This is a genomic window from Pontibacillus sp. HN14 (assembly GCF_021129245.1).
Lineage (GTDB): Bacteria > Bacillota > Bacilli > Bacillales > BH030062 > Pontibacillus.
On sequence record NZ_JAJOLR010000001.1, the window covers coordinates 1,669,298 to 1,687,745 of the forward strand.

Consider the following 18,448-nt stretch of genomic DNA (forward strand, 5'->3'; position numbering starts at 1 on the left):
AATGGCTTTTATCTGTCTCTGCTTATTTAAGAGCAGCTTTAGCTTGGTTAGCTAATGCAGCGAACCCTTTTTCGTCAGTTACAGCAAGATCAGCTAGCATTTTGCGGTTAACTTCAACACCAGCTAATTTAAGTCCGTGCATTAGACGGCTGTAAGAAATGTCGTTCATACGTGCCGCAGCGTTAATACGTGCGATCCATAATTTACGGAAATCACGTTTTTTCTGACGACGGTCACGGTATGCATACTGACCTGATTTCATTACCTGTTGTTTTGCTGTTTTGAATAAAGCATGTTTTGAACCATAATAACCTTTAGCAAGCTTTAAGACGCGCTTACGACGTTGGCGAGTGACTGTTCCACCTTTAACACGTGCCATAATAGTTCCCTCCTGTATTTCAAGTTAATAGTAAAATTTAATTATTTCTTAGGAAGCATAGCATCGATACGCTTTAAGTCGCCACTAGATACTAGTGCGTCTTTACGTAATTTACGCTTTTGCTTTTGAGATTTGTTAGCGAACAAGTGGCTTGTGAACGCGTGAGAACGTTTAACTTTTCCACTACCTGTACGACGAAAGCGTTTCTGAGAACCTTTGTGAGTCTTCATTTTTGGCATGAGTAATTCCTCCCTTTAGAAATATGTGAGTATGTTTACTGCTTCTCGTTTACTGGAGCAAGCATCATAAACATGTTACGACCTTCCATTTTCGGTTTCGTTTCAACCGTGGATAGATCTTTACATTCTTCAGCCAAGCGATCAAGAACTTTTTGGCCTAATTCTTTGTGAGTGATTGCACGTCCGCGGAAACGAACAGCTGCTTTCACTTTATCACCCTTAGATAAGAACTTACGCGCATTGCGTAGCTTCGTATTGAAGTCATGTTCTTCGATACCAGGGCTCAGGCGAACTTCCTTCACGTTGATGACTTTTTGCTTCTTACGCGCTTCTTTATCTTTCTTCTGTTGCTCAAAGCGATATTTACCATAGTCCATGATACGACATACTGGCGGTTTCGCATTTGGAGCAACCATCACAAGATCAAGATTTGCATTAGCTGCAATGTCTAAAGCCTCGTTTTTGGATTTAACGCCTAATTGGTCTCCGTTTGAATCAATGAGACGAACTTCGCGAGCACGAATCTTTTCATTGACGATCATATCTTTGCTAATAACCAGCCACCTCCAAGGTTTATTAAAAAGGTTTATATACGTCTGTTTATAGACAAGTCTATCTCAATCATGGTTGTTATTTCAGACAATCAAAAAAAGTGTCGGTACACACTGCACCCACACGTTTCCCAATTACGTTTAGAAAATCATACCTGACAACTACTCACATAGAGCGTCAATACAGGTGAGAAGCGGGTGCTTCTACTTGTCTCAGACAATATTTAAGTTTACCTTATTGAGAATAGCACGTTTAAAAAACAATGTCAAACGTAAACCAATCTTTTTTTATGCACATCTTCTGTGCATGACTTTTTAAGGATATATGATATAGCTTATATTTGCAACCACTATTTTTAATTTGAGGGCCCGAAGCTCAGAGAATGTTTCCGTTAGCTTTAGTTTAACGTAAGGTGGTTCCGGAAATCACCTTGCCCTATGTAGAGTAACGGAAACATGCTATACAGCGAGCTTTGAGGAAGATAAAACGTAACTATATAGAGCGAATTGAAGTCATAGGGTCAATTTAATCGCGGTTTTTAAAAGCAAGTGTCGGGGCGTGTTCGCCAAAACCAATGTGGGTATACCCCCATACTTTACCGTCGTTTGATGCGCCGTTAATGTAATGGTCCAGATCGTGCATAATACGATGAGTGGTAAGGAACTCTTGAATATCTTCTTTACTATTTGCGTTACCTAAATGGTGGAGTGCATTCTCTAAATCTGCCTTCAGGGATTGGTCTTCTGCTTTGTTAAGTAAGTCTTTTAGTGGTTCAGCTTGTGTCTTGAGTACCTTAGCATCTTTTGCATTCAAATGTTTGTACCGTTTCCAGCCAAGAAGAGTGTTAAACTCTTTGTGTATTTCTCCAACACCCTCCCCTATTTCTATTAAATGAGGTTCATTCACTAAAATAACCTCTTCACCGGCGCTTCTATCTGCCTCTTCCTCTATCCCTCTGGCATGAATAAAATGATTAAATATCACCGTCAATGCGACACACATCGTAATGGTCGAAAGCAAAGCGACTGCAGCGATCATAACCTTTCGATTCTGAGACATAGAAGTCCTCTCCTTTAGCGTTCTTTCTATTTTAGAAACCAGAACAAGAGTAGAGCTTAACTATACTGAGGGGAAGGAACAATAACCTATCACTGGCTTGCCTTAAGAATAAAGAAGGATGAGCGCCCCTCTTTTTTCCACCATATCATACCATAAATATGACCTGGTTTTTTATTTAGGCCAAAAGATCACAAAAACCCCAAAGCTTTGACAAGCTTTGGGGTAAGTTTACCTTTATTGTTTACCGCTAATTTCTTGTTTGATTTGAGAAACGAATTCTTGGAGAGATTTTGTTTCAGATTCTTTCTCTCCGTAACGGCGAATGTTTACACCATCTACTTCCATTTCGTTATCTCCAACCACAAGCTGGTATGGTACCTTTTGCATTTGAGCTTCACGGATCTTATAACCGATTTTCTCGTCACGCTCATCTACTTCAACACGAACTCCAGCGTACTTCAGTTCATCCTCTACTTTTTTCGCATAGTCTAAATGAACATCCGCGGATACCGGAATAATTTTCGCTTGAACAGGAGCTAACCATGTTGGGAAGGCTCCTTTGTATTCTTCAATTAAGAAGGCTACAAAGCGTTCCATTGTAGATACAACACCACGGTGGATCACCACAGGACGATGGTGAGCGCCATCTTCTCCAATGTACGTTAGATCAAAACGCTCTGGTAAGTGGAAGTCAAGCTGCACCGTTGATAACGTTTCGTCTTTTCCTAACGCCGTTTTCACCTGAACGTCTAGTTTCGGACCGTAGAATGCAGCTTCTCCTTCTGCCTCTACATAATCCACTTCAAGGTCTTCCATTGTTTCCTTAAGAAGAGCCTGTGCTTTATCCCACATCTCATCATTATCCACATACTTCTCTTTGTCTTCTTTATCACGATAAGAGAGACGGAAGTAGTAATTCTCTAAACCAAAGTCTTTATATACCTCTTGAATCATGCGAACTACACGGATAAATTCTTCTTTCAGCTGATCCGGACGAGCAAAGATATGCGCATCATTTAACGTCATGGCACGAACACGTTGAAGTCCCGCAAGAGCACCAGACATTTCATAACGGTGCATGGTTCCTAACTCAGCAATACGAACCGGAAGATTTCGGTAGCTGTGAAGCTGATTTTTATAAACCATCATGTGGTGCGGACAGTTCATGGGACGAAGAACAAGATCTTCGTTATCCATCTCCATCGTTGGGAACATATCGTCTTGATAGTGATCCCAGTGGCCACTTGTTTTGTAAAGATCCACTGATCCTAATACAGGCGTATAAACGTGGTCATAACCGAGACGTTCTTCTAGATCAACAATATAGCGTTCAATTGTACGTCTGATAGTCGCACCCTTAGGAAGCCATAGCGGAAGACCCTGCCCAACTTTTTGAGAAACTGTAAAGATGTCTAATTCTTTACCAAGTTTACGATGATCACGCTCTTTTGCCTCTTCACGCATTTTCAAGTATTCTTCAAGATGGTCTTTCTTCTCAAACGCAGTACCATAAATACGTTGAAGCATCTTGTTATCGCTATCTCCACGCCAGTAAGCACCAGATACACTTAACAATTTAAAGACTTTAATCTTGTTCGTAGAAGGTACGTGAGGTCCACGGCATAGGTCAAAGAATTCACCTTGCTTATAAATCGTAACAGAATCGCCTTCTGGAATCGCATCAATCAGTTCGAGTTTTAACTCATCGCCGATTTCCCGATACATTTCCTTCGCTTCTTCACGTGAAACTTCAAGGCGCTCCACTTCTAAGTTTTCACTTGTGATTTTTTGCATTTCCTTTTCAATCTTCTTAAGATCCTCTGGTGTAATAGAAGTATCCAGGTCCATATCGTAGTAGAACCCATTTTCAATAACCGGACCTACTCCCAGATTGACATTTCCGTAAATGCGTTTCACAGCTTGAGCCATTAGGTGAGCTGTGGAGTGACGAAGAACCTCAATACCTTCCTCATCACGAATCGTTACAATCTCTATAGAACCATCACCAGGAATTGCACGGCGAAGATCAATCAATTGACCATTGTGCTTCCCTGCCAATGCTTGTTTCTTTAAGCCTGAGCTAATGGAAGCAGCTACATCCTCTGTCGTCGTTCCTTGAGGGAACTCCTTAACCGCACCATCTGGAAATGTTAATTGAATAGCTTCCGACATGTTTATGTCACTCCTTTTATATTATTTATACATTAACTCTGCTACCTCTCTCATCTCGAAGAACATGGAATGGGTAACAAAGCGAACATAAAAAACGCCCGTCCCTTGCACAATCGCAAAGGGACGAGCGTTATACCCGTGGTTCCACCCAAATTCCCACAGTCTACACTGTGGCTTGATTCACACATCCGTAACGAGGACGAATCGCTGCTTACTACTAAGGGGTTCGCAAACAGAGTTCCGAGGTGGTAAACAAGTGTCGTACTTAGGAAGCTTCCAGCCTTAGACTTCCCTCTCTGTATAAGCCGTGTCATCTCGTTCTTATCCTCATCATCACTGATCATAAATGAAATTTAAACTTTATAGAAGTTAGTATAATGGGAATAAATCCGAAAAGCAAGCCCATTTTTAAAACGGAGATAATCTTTTAAATGGAAATTTTGTCAGCGGGAGAAATTCAGCTCTTTCTTGAAAGATGTTCATCACGGTCAGTGTCTTCGCATCACTTGGGTCATTCCCATAAATGGAAAGTTTGTCTGGCGCAAGTGCCATAATCGGCGTAAGATCAAGCTCGTCTTTACCAAGCCCAAATAAATATAAAGGGTGATCGGCTGTTAGTCGCTCAATTTCTTCCAAAGCGTACCTATGACCTTTCTGGGAGTAAAATATAAACGGTTGACTTTGAACGATTGTTAACGCCTCTACTTTTGAAGGTGTCACCTGTAAATACTCTCTTAAATGTTGGATATAGGACTGGTAATCCTGTTCCCTTTTATACTCATCAATCGCTTCCCCCACAACCTCAATTAATTCATCGTAAAAACGTTGTAGTCGAAACTTTATGATTGAATCAAACGCAAAACCCTTCCCTTGCCCCAATGCCTCTTCAAATGCCTTAGTTAGTCGATCCAACGCTTGTCTATGACGATGAGAAGAAGGATGATCTTCCCCCCATGCATCTGGCTCGTCCATAAAAGAACAACACAATTCATATATGTGAGCTACTTCATCATCGTCAGTGAAGTAGTAGCAATTCCGTATGATGTCTGTCAGCCATGATCGTTCTCTATGTATGACATAGACGTGGATTAGCCCTTGAACAATACGAGCTTCTTTCCCCTCATTTTCATCAACAAGAACAACATGACCCCATTTTTTATGATAATGCCATTGCACGCTCATTTCTTCATTCTGCGCGAATAGAAAATCACAGAATGATAAGGCTTCTTCTTTGTAAGAAAAATAGATCTCGGCCAACGTCTTCCCTCCCTCCTACAGTGGTACACGAAACTGTTACAGTATATGGGAAGGAAACAAGAAAAATGATTATTCTGTATAAAAAAAACTCTCCGTGGATTCTTTACGACACTATTGGAACACAAAAATGACGCGAACTTACCGACGGTGGTAAGTAATCTCCTCCCTCTTCTTAGGCTAGAGGCCGTTATTCAAATTAAATCAGGGCTTTCCCGGGGACTGCGAGACTCCCGCGGGGTAAGGAGCCTAGGGGAGACCCCACAGAGAGCGAAGCGAGCGAGGAGGCTTCCCAGCTCCCCGCAGGAAAGCGAGTTGTCCCCGGGAAAGCCCGAGCACATATAAACGTAACGGCCACTTTCATACTTGAATGTCTCAGCTTAAAGTATTTATCACTACCGCGGAACATTAAAAAGCAGCTCAAGGAGAGAGGCCGGGGCCTTCTGCTTGAGCTGCTTTTTTAGTTACGTCTATTTTGTCCAATCACTTCTACCGGGTTACTCACTTGCTTAATACGTTCAATGATGCGGCCTGCTTTTAGTTGCTCAACATCTCCACGGTTGTTCGTCATCAGGTGCTTTTCGAGTTCTTCTAAGTTGTAATTGGATGTAAAGAACACAGGTAAACGTTCCATCATCCGATACTGTAGGATTGAACCTAAAATCTCGTCACGGAACCATGAAGACATGGATTCGGCCCCAATATCATCTAACATAAGAACCGGAATTGTTTTAAACTTTTCTACCTTCTCTTTTAACGTATTATCCCCTAATGAGGATTTCATCTCACGAACAAGTTCAGGCATATAAATAAGATAAGAGGCAATTCGTTTATTAGCCAACTTATTCGCAATGGCACCTAGAAGGTGCGTCTTTCCAACACCAAATGGACCGTGGAAGTAAAGTCCTTTTTGCCCTTTTTCTGTCTCTGCATTCTCTGTATAGTTCATAGCTTGACGAATGGCTTCATACCGATCATCGGGATCCAGGTCTTTAAACTTAGCTTCCACGATGTCTTTAGGCATGTAGAGACTATTGATGAAAGAACGTTTCTCCTCTTGCTGCTGAGATTGTCGTTTACGAGGACACATCTCATAGGTTAAACGAATCTCTTTCCCCTGAACATGGAGATTCGGAGAATAACCTGAGACTAAATTTTGACAATTCTCCAGAGAAGGACATCCTTCACAGCGCTTGGATTGGGATTGATACTCATATAGTTTCATTAAATGTCGTTCTACGTCTTGATGAGAGAGGTTCGGATGTTCCTGCAAAATTTGCTGAATATCAGGATCTTTCAAGATTGCCTCGCGCATACTTTGGTAATGCTCTTGAAAGTTCTTACTTTCCCTCATCCATTTTTTCAAAGCTGTTTGGATCGGTTCCATTTCACTCATCCTTAAATCAAATTATTCGTAAACCATTAATCATCCATGTTTTTCAAAGCTTCTGCCAGCTCTTGTTTTTCACGCTCAATTTCAGAGGCAGATTTCCCGCTTTGACGTTTAGGGTCTTGGTTGTCACTTGACTGACCTTTTTGATCTTTAAACCAATCAGGAAGGACGTCTTGCTTTTGGTTCTTGTTATAGGAACGCTTCCCTCCGCTTTTACGGTTGTTTGCCCATTGTTGATACTTTTTATTCTCCGTTTTTGCAACACGCATCGCATGGCGCACGGTTTTCACCTGAAGTCTGGTCCAATGCCCTGCGATGGTTTCCATATAGTTTTTTGATAATTTCATATCTGTTTTAAGTAATACATAATAAATTAACACATTCATGACCCCAGGTGTTAATCCCTGTTGAGTCATAATATCACGGATCATTCTTAAATCCTTCTCAGGAGGCTCCGCGCCACCGGACAGATCTTGCAATAATTCTCGCGGGGAAATATGTTCAAGACGTTGTATTAACGCTTCCTCTTTATTGTCTGCTTGCTGCTCTTTCTGTGGCTCTTGATTATGATCCGTAACCGCTAACGAATCACGCTTGTGAGTCACTTGCAGATCCTCACTTTGACCACCCTTACTTTGGTAAAGATCATGACAAGCTTCTTTTAACTCAGATAAGTCCAATTGGTTTTCATCATTCAGAGCCCATAGTATGGCTTTCTCAACGTCATTAGTAGTTAGATTATACAACAAAGATAGCTGAGAAATCACTTTTTGATTCCGATTAGTAAGAATACTTTGAACCGGGAGCATCCGTTGATCAAGAGATTGCTTTACGTAGGAAAAATCAATTTGACTTTCCTTGATATTAGCACCCTGGCTCTCCACCAGGTCCTGATCTTGTTCTTCAAACTGGGAAGGGGGTACTTCAGTAGCAACCGCCCCCATTGAAAATACATATTCAAAAGACGACGTCACCTCTTCCCCTTTTTCATACGAAGAAGATTGGCCAGAAAACGTACGTTGTAATCGTTCGTACTTTTGTTGACCAAGATGATGATATAGTAACAAGGATAACATCTCGTCCGCAAAGAATTCACTCGGTGTGAATGGGCGAAGAAGGATATACGTGTATAGATTGTGCTCCTCAGATTGATCAACAAAAGTTCGAAGAAGCCCAATGGCTTCTAATCGTTTCCTCGCTTCATAAATATGATTTAACGGGAGGTTGAGATAGCTCATCAATAAATGGTGAGTACGAACGTCTCCGGCCTGTTCTTGAAGATCATATTCAGACAGTAACGTCTGGTATAAACTAATGGACTCGTTCCCAATCAATGGCTGATATAAATGAGTCAGGGATGTTGTGAAATCCATGGGCATGCTACGGGCTACCTTTAAACGAAATCCGTCTACAGGCAAAAGCTTCCCAATTGATGTATGTTCCATAAAACTCCCTCCTTCCTCATATTCTTGGTGTATTCATTCTATTCTATTACGTCATGAATGGTAAATCATTCAACGACGTCTTTATTTGACCCCTAAAAAAAGAAAAGAGCCAAGCGGCCCTAAATCTTATTACCCTTCTGGATCTTGTTTAATCAAATCTTTTAATTCATCAAGGAATACATTAATATCTTTAAACTGTCTATATACCGAAGCAAAACGAACATAAGCTACCTCGTCTATATGAGCTAGTCGGTCCATAACCATCTCGCCGATTTCCTTACTGTTTACTTCGGAAACACCACGGTTTCTTAATTCCCGTTCAATTTCCATGGCGATCGTTTCAAGTTCATCAACAGCAACAGGGCGCTTCTCACAAGCTCGAATTAAGCCTCTCATTAATTTCTCACGACTAAATTCTTCTCGTGTTCCTTCTTTCTTCACCACAATTAGAGGAACTTCTTCGATTCGCTCAAAGGTAGTAAAGCGAAAATGACATTCTTCACATTCGCGTCTGCGCCGAATCGACTTCCCCTCTTCAACGGGGCGTGAATCTAACACCCTAGTGCTCTTATAATTACAATTAGGACATTTCACAGAAAAATCAACTCCACATTTCTCTACATTTTATGAGCCATACTCGTTTCTAAAAACGGAAGTAATTTTTTCATTTCTTCCTGCTGTTCTCGAATCAATTTATGGCTGTACCCAAAATCAAAAGGCAAAGTAGACTCAGTCGTCACTGAAAAATCGACAGCCGTACGCAAGGGTTGAACCATAACGACACTAACGACAATAAACGCTTTCTTTCCCTTTACTGTTTGAAGGCTCATCTCTCCATGCTCCTTTGAGGATGACATTACCTTATATTTATTCGAATTTCTATAATAATCCTCCAAAAGGGGAAATGCCTTATCTTTAGTAGTCTTAAAATAGTGTGTGCGAATCATTTCATTCCAGTGTTCTTCACTTGTTTCTGCATGATTTGTAAAATATGTTGAAAACCATTGTTTTATATTCATAAACGTCCACCTCTAACCTATTATATCAAAAAATCGAAAAGGTTAAATACAGACTTCTGTCAAGAATTTCACTTTTTTCGGTTCAAATGTCGGAATGCGTAGTTCGGTGACGATTTTAAATTCTTGCAAAAAAAAGAAAGTACTCTTTAGGAGAGTACTTTCTTTCGAACAATTATATATTAGAGTACGTTGAATTTCTTCACTTCGACTGGTCCCATTCCTCTCGGGACCTCTACGGTTTCTTGTGTTTTAGCTTCTAATGATTGCGCAATATATTGAGCTGCTACATTAGGATCAATGCGATCCCCGCACGTGTATACGTCAATACTTGCATAGCCATGTTCTGGAAAACTGTGAATGGTTAAGTGAGATTCAGAAATAATAACGACGCCACTTACGCCGTGTGGTGCAAATTTGTGGAAAGCAACTTCACGAACTTCCGCTCCAGCTTTCAGTGCAGCATCTACGAAGATTTGTTCTATCATCGTCATATCGTTCAGCTTTTCCGTATTACAATCCCAAAGTTCTGCAATTACATGTCTACCCATTGTGTCCATCGGTAGTCCCCCTTTAAAACCAAAAAAGTTTACTTCTAAACGTCAAGCTTATGCACTACCACGGGGGCAAGTTAGTCCTAAGAGGTCCTAACCCTTTAAGCAGTCATAGGTTCGCCGGTATTTCAGAAGTTCAAAAGTTAGTATATAGTGTTTCCCTGTAATTTGCAATAAGTTTTTTTACTCACCCAAATTAGAAACGTGGTGCTGTAAGCTTTGTTAGTAGTATAAAACACTAAAGGGGGAATATCCAAATGATTTCACACGTTAGAATTTCAGGAAACACGCGCTTCCTTCCGTGCAGCTAAATGAGTACCAACAAACTTCACAAGGTCTAGCACTCGCTTAGAGTAGCCCCATTCATTATCATACCAAGCCAAAACTTTTACTTTCCGGTCATCCATTACGATTGTGGATAGCCCATCTATAATAGAAGAGTATTCAGATGTTGTGTAATCAACCGACACAAGTGGCTCATCTGAATAATGAAGAATGCCTTTTAAATCATTTTTAGAAGCGTGTAGGAACGCTTGATTGATTTGGTCTGCAGACACGTCACGCTTAACGTCAACTACTAAGTCGACAAGGGAAACATTAGGTGTTGGAACACGTAAAGCCATGCCATGCATTTTCCCATTTAAATGGGGAATTACTTCACCAAGAGCCTTAGCTGCTCCTGTAGAAGTTGGAATGATCGACTGTGTACATCCTCTGGCACGCCTTAAGTCTTTATGAGGGTTATCTAAGTTCTTCTGATCATTTGTAAACGCATGAACCGTTGTCATCAGGCCATTCTCGATCCCGAATTGCTCATCTAACACCTTCACAACCGGAGCTAAGCAGTTCGTTGTGCAAGAAGCATTTGATAACACATCGTGCTCCTTATCATTGTAAACGCTCTCATTTACGCCCATAACAATCGTAGCATCGACTTCTTTGCCAGGTGCCGTAATCACAACTTTCTTAGCCCCCGCTTCAATATGCTGCCCAGCCGTTTCTTTCGTTTTAAACTTCCCGGTAGCTTCTATAACAATATCCACTTCATACTCTTTCCAAGGAAGCTTAAGTGGGTCGCGTGATGCGAAAAGGTGAACTTTCTTTCCGTCTATTTCAAGACCATCTTCAAGCGCTTTCACTTCTCCTTGAAAATGACCATGTACGCTATCATATTTAATTAAATGAGCTAACGTTTCTGGAGGGTAGCTGGCATTGATGGCAACAACCTCTACCTGCTTATCTAAAATCGCCTGGCGAAACACCATTCGACCAATTCGACCAAAACCATTAATAGCAACGCGTGACTTCATTCTGCATACCCCTCTCATTTATGATACACTTTATTGTTATTTCGCATGAATAGTATAACACAATAAAGATTTCCTAGGGAGTGAATTGTGCGTTTTTTTCCAAACTTTATTAAACTATATGCACATCTCTCTCATTCAATGAGAAGGAATGGGTGTTACAGCGGTTACCTATAGAATTTTATAAGATTAGCAAAAGCTGTGCTGACAAGAAAAGAGGTCATTCTTGTTAAAAGAACAACCTCTTTCGGTCAGGATAATATATTCCACTGTCGTAGTATGGCTTCTAGTTGATCATAGGTCTCTCTTTTAGAGCCGTTATTGTCAATAACTTCATCCGCCATACGCACCTTTTCGGTTATGGATAATTGCGAGCGTATGCGGCTCAGGGCTTCTTCTTTAGAACTCTCATCACGCTCCATTAAGCGCTGCAATTGAACTTCCTCATCTACCGCTACGACAAGAGTTTTGTCGACATAGCCTGTTAAGTTGCTCTCAAACAATAGAGGAATATCTAAAACAACCGCCTTGTCCCCACGGTCTAAATAGCGGTCTCGCTCTCTAACCATTTCCTGCCTAACAGCCGGATGAACAATGTCATTGAGCTGCTTTCTTTTACCTTCGTCATTAAAGACGATTTCTCCAAGCGCCTTCCGATCAAGCGTCCGATCGTCTCTTAAAATCCCTTCTCCAAACACACTTACCACTTGGTTATAAGCCTCACGCCCCGGTTCAACCACCTTGCGTGATAACTTATCAGCATCAACGACAGGAATATTATACTCCTCAAACATAAGAGAAACTGTACTCTTTCCTGTGGCAATACTTCCTGTCAATCCAATAACAATACCCATCCAATGCCTCCTTTACGTAAACTTCAACATCCCAATAATAATAAGTAACAACCCTGGTAAAAAAGTTAACCGCTGAACCCACTTAAAATAAGATAACCAGTAGCCACACTTCAACCCAATCCAAAGAAAGGAACTACTCATAAATGCAATTAATAACGCTGTCGTAATGGGAGAAAAGCCAAACATCGCTGCGCCGATACCGGCACCAAACGCATCAAGGGAAAGAGCAATCCCTAAAAGAAAAGCTTCAATTCCATTAATGGATCCTGAACGATCTATATCAGCACTCATTGGCTTCCTTAATATTTGAATCACGATCCCAAGCGATTTAATCTCCAAGTTGAATATATAGGAACTGGGATCTTTGGTCTCAGTAGGTTGATCAGTACGAAAAAACTGATAAAGCACCCAAATTCCGATTGCAATTAAGATTCCTCCTCCAAACATTTCAGTAATGTGCGGAGAAAGAAAATGGGCAATGACTTTTCCAATCATCATAGATAAAAAGAATGAAACCGCTGAAACCAAAGCAATTACTCCAATGGCCCGTAGCGAAAGCCCTACTTTCCGTAATCCATACGTAAATCCAACTGTAAAGCTATCTAAACTTACTGCAAAAGCAAGTAGAATGAGGGTAGTGAATGGTGCCATAGCCGGTAAGCTCCTTCTCTCATATTTACGCATAGTATATGAAAGGAGCCTACCCGCTGTTACTGTCTTAACAAGGGTTTACTCTGGTTGGCACTGAAGGCAGAAATGAGTACCTCTGCCCCCAACTTTGGTCTTTGTGATCACAGTTCCACATCGTTCGCATGGTTCATCCTCACGACCATATACTTTTAATCGCTGTTGGAACATCCCAATCTGTCCTTGTGTATTCACATAAGTGCGAATGGTTGTCCCCCCTTGCTCAACAGCTTCTTGAAGGGTAGCAACAATTTCACCATGTAAACGAACAGCTTCTGCTTTAGTGACATCTTTCCCCTTCCGCTCTGGGTGGATAGAGGAACGATGGAGAGCCTCATCTACATATATATTCCCTAGGCCGGTTACGATCACTTGATCCAATAAAGCCGTTTTCACATGTCTTGATGTCTTCTTAAGCTTTGTATATAAGTGGTCAGGTGTAAACAGCGGGTCAAACGGTTCTGGTCCTAATTGATCCAAAGGGGGACTATTAAATTCTTCTCCAATCGGGTAGATATGCATAGTCCCAAACTTCCTTACATCCTGGTAACGGAGTTCTGTTCCATCTGTAAAACGGAAAACGACATGAGTATGCTTAGCCCTCTCTTCATTCCCCTGAAAAACACCATACTTTCCTTCCATTCGAAGATGAGAGATCAACACGTCCGTATCAAGATAAAACAACAAAAACTTGCCACGTCGCTTCAAATTGTGAATGGTTTGCCCCTGTAATCGTTCTTTAAAAGCTTGAGGGTCTTTAGGACGTTGAATTATATTTGCCCAAAACACCTCAACATCTTCAATCGTTTTCTCAGTTACAAGATGTTGTAACGTTTTCTTGATGGTTTCGACTTCTGGTAACTCAGGCAACGCCTTTCACTCCTTTATTTAGCATCGTACCATGTTGTTCCTTTAGCAGAATCAACAAGCAGTGGCACATCTAAGTCAACTGTATTTTGCATGACTTCAGAGACGATCTCTTCAAGCTTTCCAAGTTCTTCTTCTGGAGCTTCAAGAATCAATTCATCGTGTACTTGAAGAAGAAGGGTTGCTTTTAATTGTTCCTCTTCCAAACGATGATGGAGATCGACCATCGCCTTCTTGATGATATCAGCAGCGGAACCTTGTATAGGTGTGTTCATCGCTGTACGTTCTGCGAAACTTCTACTATTAAAGTTACGACTTGTAATATCAGGCAGGTACCTTCTTCTGTTCATGAGGGTGGTTACATACCCTTTCTGTTTTGCATCAAGCACAATTTCGTCCATGTAGTTTTTTACACCTGGATAACTATCTAAATACCGTTCAATAAATTGCTTCGCTTCTTTACGACTAATTCCTAGACTTTGAGAAAGTCCATACTCACTTATTCCGTATACAATTCCAAAGTTAACTGCCTTAGCTTGTCTTCTCATTTGATCGGTTACATCATCTTTATCAACATGGAATACATCCATAGCCGTTTGTGTGTGGATATCCTCATTATCATTAAAGGCTTTAATCAGTTTCTCATCCTCAGCAATATGCGCTAATACTCGAAGCTCAATTTGAGAATAGTCTGCAGCGAAGATGTACCACCCCTCTTTTGAAGGGATAAAGGCTTGCCTGATTTTCTTACCTTCTTCAAGACGTATTGGGATATTTTGCAAGTTCGGTTCTGTGGAACTTAATCGTCCTGTTTGTGTTAACGCTTGATTAAAGCGTGTATGGATCATCGCATCATCATGGACTACTTTCAACAATCCTTCGATGTACGTAGACTTCAGCTTCCCTAACTGACGATAAAGGAGAAGCTTTGGAATGATTTCGTGCTGATCACTTAGCTGCTCTAATACGTCTGCGGATGTAGAATAGCCTGTCTTCGTCTTTTTGATAACAGGCAGTTCAAGCTTTTCGAATAAAATAGGCCCTAGCTGTTTCGGTGAATTTAAATTAAACGTCTCACCGGCCAAATCATGGATCTCAGCTTCTAATTGGTTGAGGCGCTCCTCAAGCTCTGCTCCCATTTCTTTCAGACGATCGACATCTACCTTTACACCCGTATGTTCCATTTCCCCAAGTATTAATGCAAGTGGCATCTCTAGCTCATCATAGAGTTCCCATTGTTCATTCGATTGTAATTGTTCTTCCATAACCGACTTTAGCTCAAAGAGCATATTCGCTTTACGAGCAACATGACTAGACAAGGAAGAGATTTCAGGCACTTTCATTTTAGCGCCTTTACCATACACTTCTTCATCAAATTGAATCTCTTTATATCCCATACGATGACTAATTGATGGAATGTCGTGATGGTTCTCGCTTGGGTTAGTTAGATAAGAAGCGAGTAACATATCGAAATCTATACCACGGATCTCTATTCCATGACGCGTTAGGGCCACAGAGGTTTTCTTTGCGTCAAAAACAGCTTTTTTATTCTGACTGTTCTCTGCCCAATCTTTAAATAGTTCGGACTCGACCGCAACATCGGCAGGAATAAAATAAGCTCCCTTTTCATGAACAAGGCCGATACCTTCTATGTTCGCGGTATGATAGTTGTCCCCTAGCATTTCGACTACAAGAGCTGTGGAGGAACTCAGGTGCTCTTCCTTCACCTCATCGAGTACGGTGACCTTTAATTCAGGGAGAGACTCCTGGACTTTCTCCGCTTCCTCTTCTCCGCCGATTCGGCTAATTAGAGATTGGAAACCAAGATCTCTAAAGAAAGCACTCACTTTCTGATATTCATACCCTGTATACGTAACATCTTCTAATCCAATCTCTACAGGTGTATCTACGTTAATCGTCACCAGCTGTTTACTCATAAAAGCATTTTCTTTATTTGATTCAAGCTTTTCTTTTAGTTTCTTCCCGCTAACCTCTTCAAGACCTTCATATACGTTTGATAAGGTCTCAAATTGTTTAAGCAGTTTTACAGCCGTCTTTTCCCCAACACCTGGAACACCTGGAATGTTATCAGAACTATCCCCCATCAGGGCTTTCAAGTCGATGATCTGATCTGCACGAACTTCCATTTTCTCTTCTAAGTAAGAAGGAGTGTATGTTTCAACATTGGTGATCCCTTTTTTCGTTAGCGCTACAGAAACTTGATCCGATACGAGTTGCAATAAATCACGGTCACCACTAATGACCTTGACTTCCCACTTCTCCTCTTCTCCCCTCTTCGCAAACGTTCCAATAATATCATCCGCTTCATACTGGTTTAGTTCGTAGTGCTTTATTTGGAAGTTATCCAATAACTCACGTAAAAGAGAGAATTGCTCAGAAAGCTCTGGTGGAGTCTTTTGACGACCTCCCTTATATTCTTCATAAGTTTTGTGACGAAACGTCGTCTTTCCTGCGTCAAATGCTACAAGCATATGTGTCGGATTTTCTTCTTCTAGTATTTTTAACAGCATCGTTGTGAACCCGTAAACGGCGTTTGTATGTACACCTTTATCATTGTTTAATAGCGGCAGAGCAAAAAAAGCTCGGTAGGCTATACTGTTTCCATCAATAAGAACCAGTTTATTTGTCATGTCTACACTCCTTCGTTCGTTTGCATACCTTTTCCACAAAAAAAAGGCGACTTGTTTCCTTTATTCTATCATGTTCCATAATAGAAGGAAAAAGTCGCCCTTTGTCTATTCAAAATATCCCGTTAAGTTCCTTGCATATGGTGAGTCTTGCGGAAGGATGATCGTCGTTTCCCCATTAATCGTTTTCTTGTAGGATTCAAGGGTCCGGTATAATTGGTAAAAGTCTTCATCTTTAGAGAACGATTCATTATAAATTTTAGCCGCTTCCTGTTCTCCTTCAGCTCGAATAGCTGCAGCTTCAGCATTAGCTTTTGAGAGCATTTCTGTAACTTCTCGATCAGTCTGAGCGATAATACGATTTTTAGCTGCTTCCCCTTTTGAAAGGTACTCTTGAGCTTTTGATTCACGCTCAGAAATCATATTCCGAAATACGGTTTGTTCATTCTCATCGGGCAAATCGGTTCGTTTAATTCGAACATCATCCACCCGAATCCCAAACTCATCTCGAGCGAGTAATTGATTTACTCGTTCAGTAATACGCTTGTGCAAGTCTCCTCGCGAGGACTCTTCATCATTTATAATTTCTTCATAGTTCATCTGCCCTAACTCGGTACGGATAACAGAGAAGATAAATTCCCCCATACGAGCTTCTGCTCCGATCATGGTTCTGGCATTGTTAATCATCTTATCAGGATCAACAATATGCCAAATGGCGTAATTATCAATAATCATTCGTTTCTTATCAAGGGTATTGATTTCTTTCTCATTTACGTCATAGACCATTTTTTTCTTCGGTAGAGTACTAACCGTCTGAATAAGAGGGAGTTTAAATTTAAGACCAGGCTCATCTTCAATTCTTACAATTTCACCAAATTGACGAACCACTTTATATTCTCCTTCTTTCACAATCATGACACTACTGATAAGCGCTACGAGTAATAAGATCAAAATGATAAGACTTAATCCAATCTTAATCATCCGCTTCCCATAGTTTGAATTCGACTCATTCTCCATTTCCATCACATTCTCATCACTCATTATCTGACCCTCCCTCTTTCGGTGTTGGTTGAACGGAGGAAGGCTTTCCGATCGGTAGGTACTTGAGCGTATTCCCATCATCATTCATAATATATAAGTTTGCATTCGGGAGCACATCTTCAAGGGTTTCAATAACGAGTCGTTCTCTCGTTATTGCAGGAGACTTCTTATAAGCTTCATAAAGAGCATTGAACTTAGCTACATCTCCCTTTGCCTCTTCAATGCGAGCTACCTTGTCGCCTTCTGCACGTGAAATAATCGCATCTTTCTCCCCTAATGCTTCTTCGTACTTTTCGTTACGGTATTTCTCTGCTTCATTTCTTTTGGTGTTACTCGTCTCACGGGCATCCGTAACCTTTGTGAAAGCTGTGCGTACTTCTTCATCCGGAAGATCCACCTCTTGTAACTTTACATCACTAACCGAGATTCCAATATTATAATCTTCAACTAAACGGATTAACATTTCACGGACTTCATTTTCGATTTCAGCTTTACCGGAAGTTAAGGCCTCATCAATCTCAGAAGTACCAATGATACTTCTTAGAGAAGCGGAAGTAGCGTTATTTAAAGCAAGTTCAGGATCTTGTGATTGATATAAATATTTCGCTGGGTCCACAATCTTCCATTGCACGACGAGGTCAGCAAGTACAATATTCTCATCACCTGTTATCATTTGGACCTGCTTCTTATTGCTTTTATCATCCTGTGAATAGCCAAAGTTCAAACTAAATGTTTCCTTCGACAGCTTTTCCACTTCTTGAATGGGCCAAGGCATTTTAAAATGAAGCCCTGGTTCAGTTATGCTTTCTTCTGCGTTTCCGAACGTTAGAATAACAGCTTGCTCAGATTCATCAACCGTATACCAACTTGTGATCCCCACTATAATAAGAACAATTGCCGCTACCCCCATAGCGATCCAAGTATAGATTTGTTTTAACGTCACCCGTATCCCCCCTATTCTTTTTATTTCCATTCATTTAC

The 18,448-nt window shown here is 40.9% G+C and carries 17 protein-coding genes, 1 pseudogene and 1 other annotated feature; all 18 genes and pseudogenes read right to left on the bottom strand.

The genetic code is table 11. The features are described 5' to 3' along the window. Positions 1–22: 22 nt before the first annotated feature. The gene (rplT, locus tag LQ226_RS08650; RefSeq protein ID WP_231417419.1) at positions 23–379 is read right to left on the bottom strand and encodes a 50S ribosomal protein L20; all 357 of its coding nucleotides are present in this window, start codon (positions 377–379) and stop codon (positions 23–25) included. A gap of 41 nt (positions 380–420) precedes the next feature. Next, positions 421–618: a 50S ribosomal protein L35 gene (rpmI, locus tag LQ226_RS08655; RefSeq protein ID WP_231417420.1), complete on the bottom strand. Its 198-nt coding sequence runs from the start codon at positions 616–618 to the stop codon at positions 421–423. 35 nt (positions 619–653) lie between these two features. After that, positions 654–1,160 (bottom strand): translation initiation factor IF-3, encoded by a 507-nt coding sequence (gene infC / locus LQ226_RS08660; protein ID WP_036784481.1) that lies wholly within the window; start codon positions 1,158–1,160, stop codon positions 654–656. A 98-nt stretch (positions 1,161–1,258) separates the two neighbouring features. After that, positions 1,259–1,385: a sequence feature (ribosomal protein L20 leader region), on the bottom strand. A 310-nt stretch (positions 1,386–1,695) separates the two neighbouring features. Then, positions 1,696–2,229, bottom strand: a complete 534-nt coding sequence (locus LQ226_RS08665) for a hypothetical protein (RefSeq protein ID WP_231417421.1) — start codon at positions 2,227–2,229, stop codon at positions 1,696–1,698. A gap of 234 nt (positions 2,230–2,463) precedes the next feature. Continuing rightward, on the bottom strand, positions 2,464–4,401 hold the full coding sequence (gene thrS, locus LQ226_RS08670; RefSeq protein WP_231417422.1) for a threonine--tRNA ligase: 1,938 nt from the start codon (positions 4,399–4,401) through the stop codon (positions 2,464–2,466). A gap of 408 nt (positions 4,402–4,809) precedes the next feature. Then, positions 4,810–5,658: a sporulation protein YtxC gene (gene ytxC / locus LQ226_RS08675; RefSeq protein ID WP_231417423.1), complete on the bottom strand. Its 849-nt coding sequence runs from the start codon at positions 5,656–5,658 to the stop codon at positions 4,810–4,812. Positions 5,659–6,115: 457 nt separating this feature from the next. Continuing rightward, positions 6,116–7,042 (bottom strand): primosomal protein DnaI, encoded by a 927-nt coding sequence (gene dnaI / locus LQ226_RS08680; protein WP_231417424.1) that lies wholly within the window; start codon positions 7,040–7,042, stop codon positions 6,116–6,118. A gap of 35 nt (positions 7,043–7,077) precedes the next feature. Then, positions 7,078–8,493 (bottom strand): replication initiation and membrane attachment family protein, encoded by a 1,416-nt coding sequence (locus LQ226_RS08685; RefSeq protein ID WP_231417425.1) that lies wholly within the window; start codon positions 8,491–8,493, stop codon positions 7,078–7,080. Between the two features lie 129 nt (positions 8,494–8,622). Continuing rightward, complete coding sequence (gene nrdR / locus LQ226_RS08690; RefSeq protein ID WP_036784465.1) at positions 8,623–9,087, bottom strand: transcriptional regulator NrdR; 465 nt, start codon at positions 9,085–9,087, stop codon at positions 8,623–8,625. Positions 9,088–9,110: 23 nt separating this feature from the next. After that, the gene (locus LQ226_RS08695) at positions 9,111–9,512 is read right to left on the bottom strand and encodes a cytosolic protein (RefSeq protein ID WP_231417426.1); all 402 of its coding nucleotides are present in this window, start codon (positions 9,510–9,512) and stop codon (positions 9,111–9,113) included. Between the two features lie 179 nt (positions 9,513–9,691). After that, complete coding sequence (gene speD, locus LQ226_RS08700) at positions 9,692–10,069, bottom strand: adenosylmethionine decarboxylase (RefSeq protein WP_036784461.1); 378 nt, start codon at positions 10,067–10,069, stop codon at positions 9,692–9,694. Positions 10,070–10,341: 272 nt separating this feature from the next. Continuing rightward, on the bottom strand, positions 10,342–11,373 hold the full coding sequence (locus LQ226_RS08705) for a glyceraldehyde-3-phosphate dehydrogenase (RefSeq protein WP_231417427.1): 1,032 nt from the start codon (positions 11,371–11,373) through the stop codon (positions 10,342–10,344). Positions 11,374–11,621: 248 nt separating this feature from the next. Continuing rightward, positions 11,622–12,224, bottom strand: a complete 603-nt coding sequence (gene coaE / locus LQ226_RS08710; protein WP_231417428.1) for a dephospho-CoA kinase — start codon at positions 12,222–12,224, stop codon at positions 11,622–11,624. Positions 12,225–12,236: 12 nt separating this feature from the next. Beyond that, positions 12,237–12,920, bottom strand: a pseudogene (ytaF, locus tag LQ226_RS08715) (sporulation membrane protein YtaF); the annotation flags it as partial. Positions 12,921–12,953: 33 nt separating this feature from the next. Continuing rightward, the gene (gene mutM, locus LQ226_RS08720) at positions 12,954–13,781 is read right to left on the bottom strand and encodes a DNA-formamidopyrimidine glycosylase (protein ID WP_231417430.1); all 828 of its coding nucleotides are present in this window, start codon (positions 13,779–13,781) and stop codon (positions 12,954–12,956) included. A 14-nt stretch (positions 13,782–13,795) separates the two neighbouring features. Continuing rightward, the gene (gene polA / locus LQ226_RS08725; protein ID WP_231417431.1) at positions 13,796–16,429 is read right to left on the bottom strand and encodes a DNA polymerase I; all 2,634 of its coding nucleotides are present in this window, start codon (positions 16,427–16,429) and stop codon (positions 13,796–13,798) included. 105 nt (positions 16,430–16,534) lie between these two features. Then, positions 16,535–17,467, bottom strand: a complete 933-nt coding sequence (gene hflC / locus LQ226_RS08730) for a protease modulator HflC (RefSeq protein WP_231417432.1) — start codon at positions 17,465–17,467, stop codon at positions 16,535–16,537. Next, the gene (gene hflK, locus LQ226_RS08735; protein ID WP_370635465.1) at positions 17,460–18,440 is read right to left on the bottom strand and encodes an FtsH protease activity modulator HflK; all 981 of its coding nucleotides are present in this window, start codon (positions 18,438–18,440) and stop codon (positions 17,460–17,462) included. Before hflK ends, hflC begins: the two co-directional genes overlap by 8 nt. Positions 18,441–18,448: the final 8 nt, after the last annotated feature.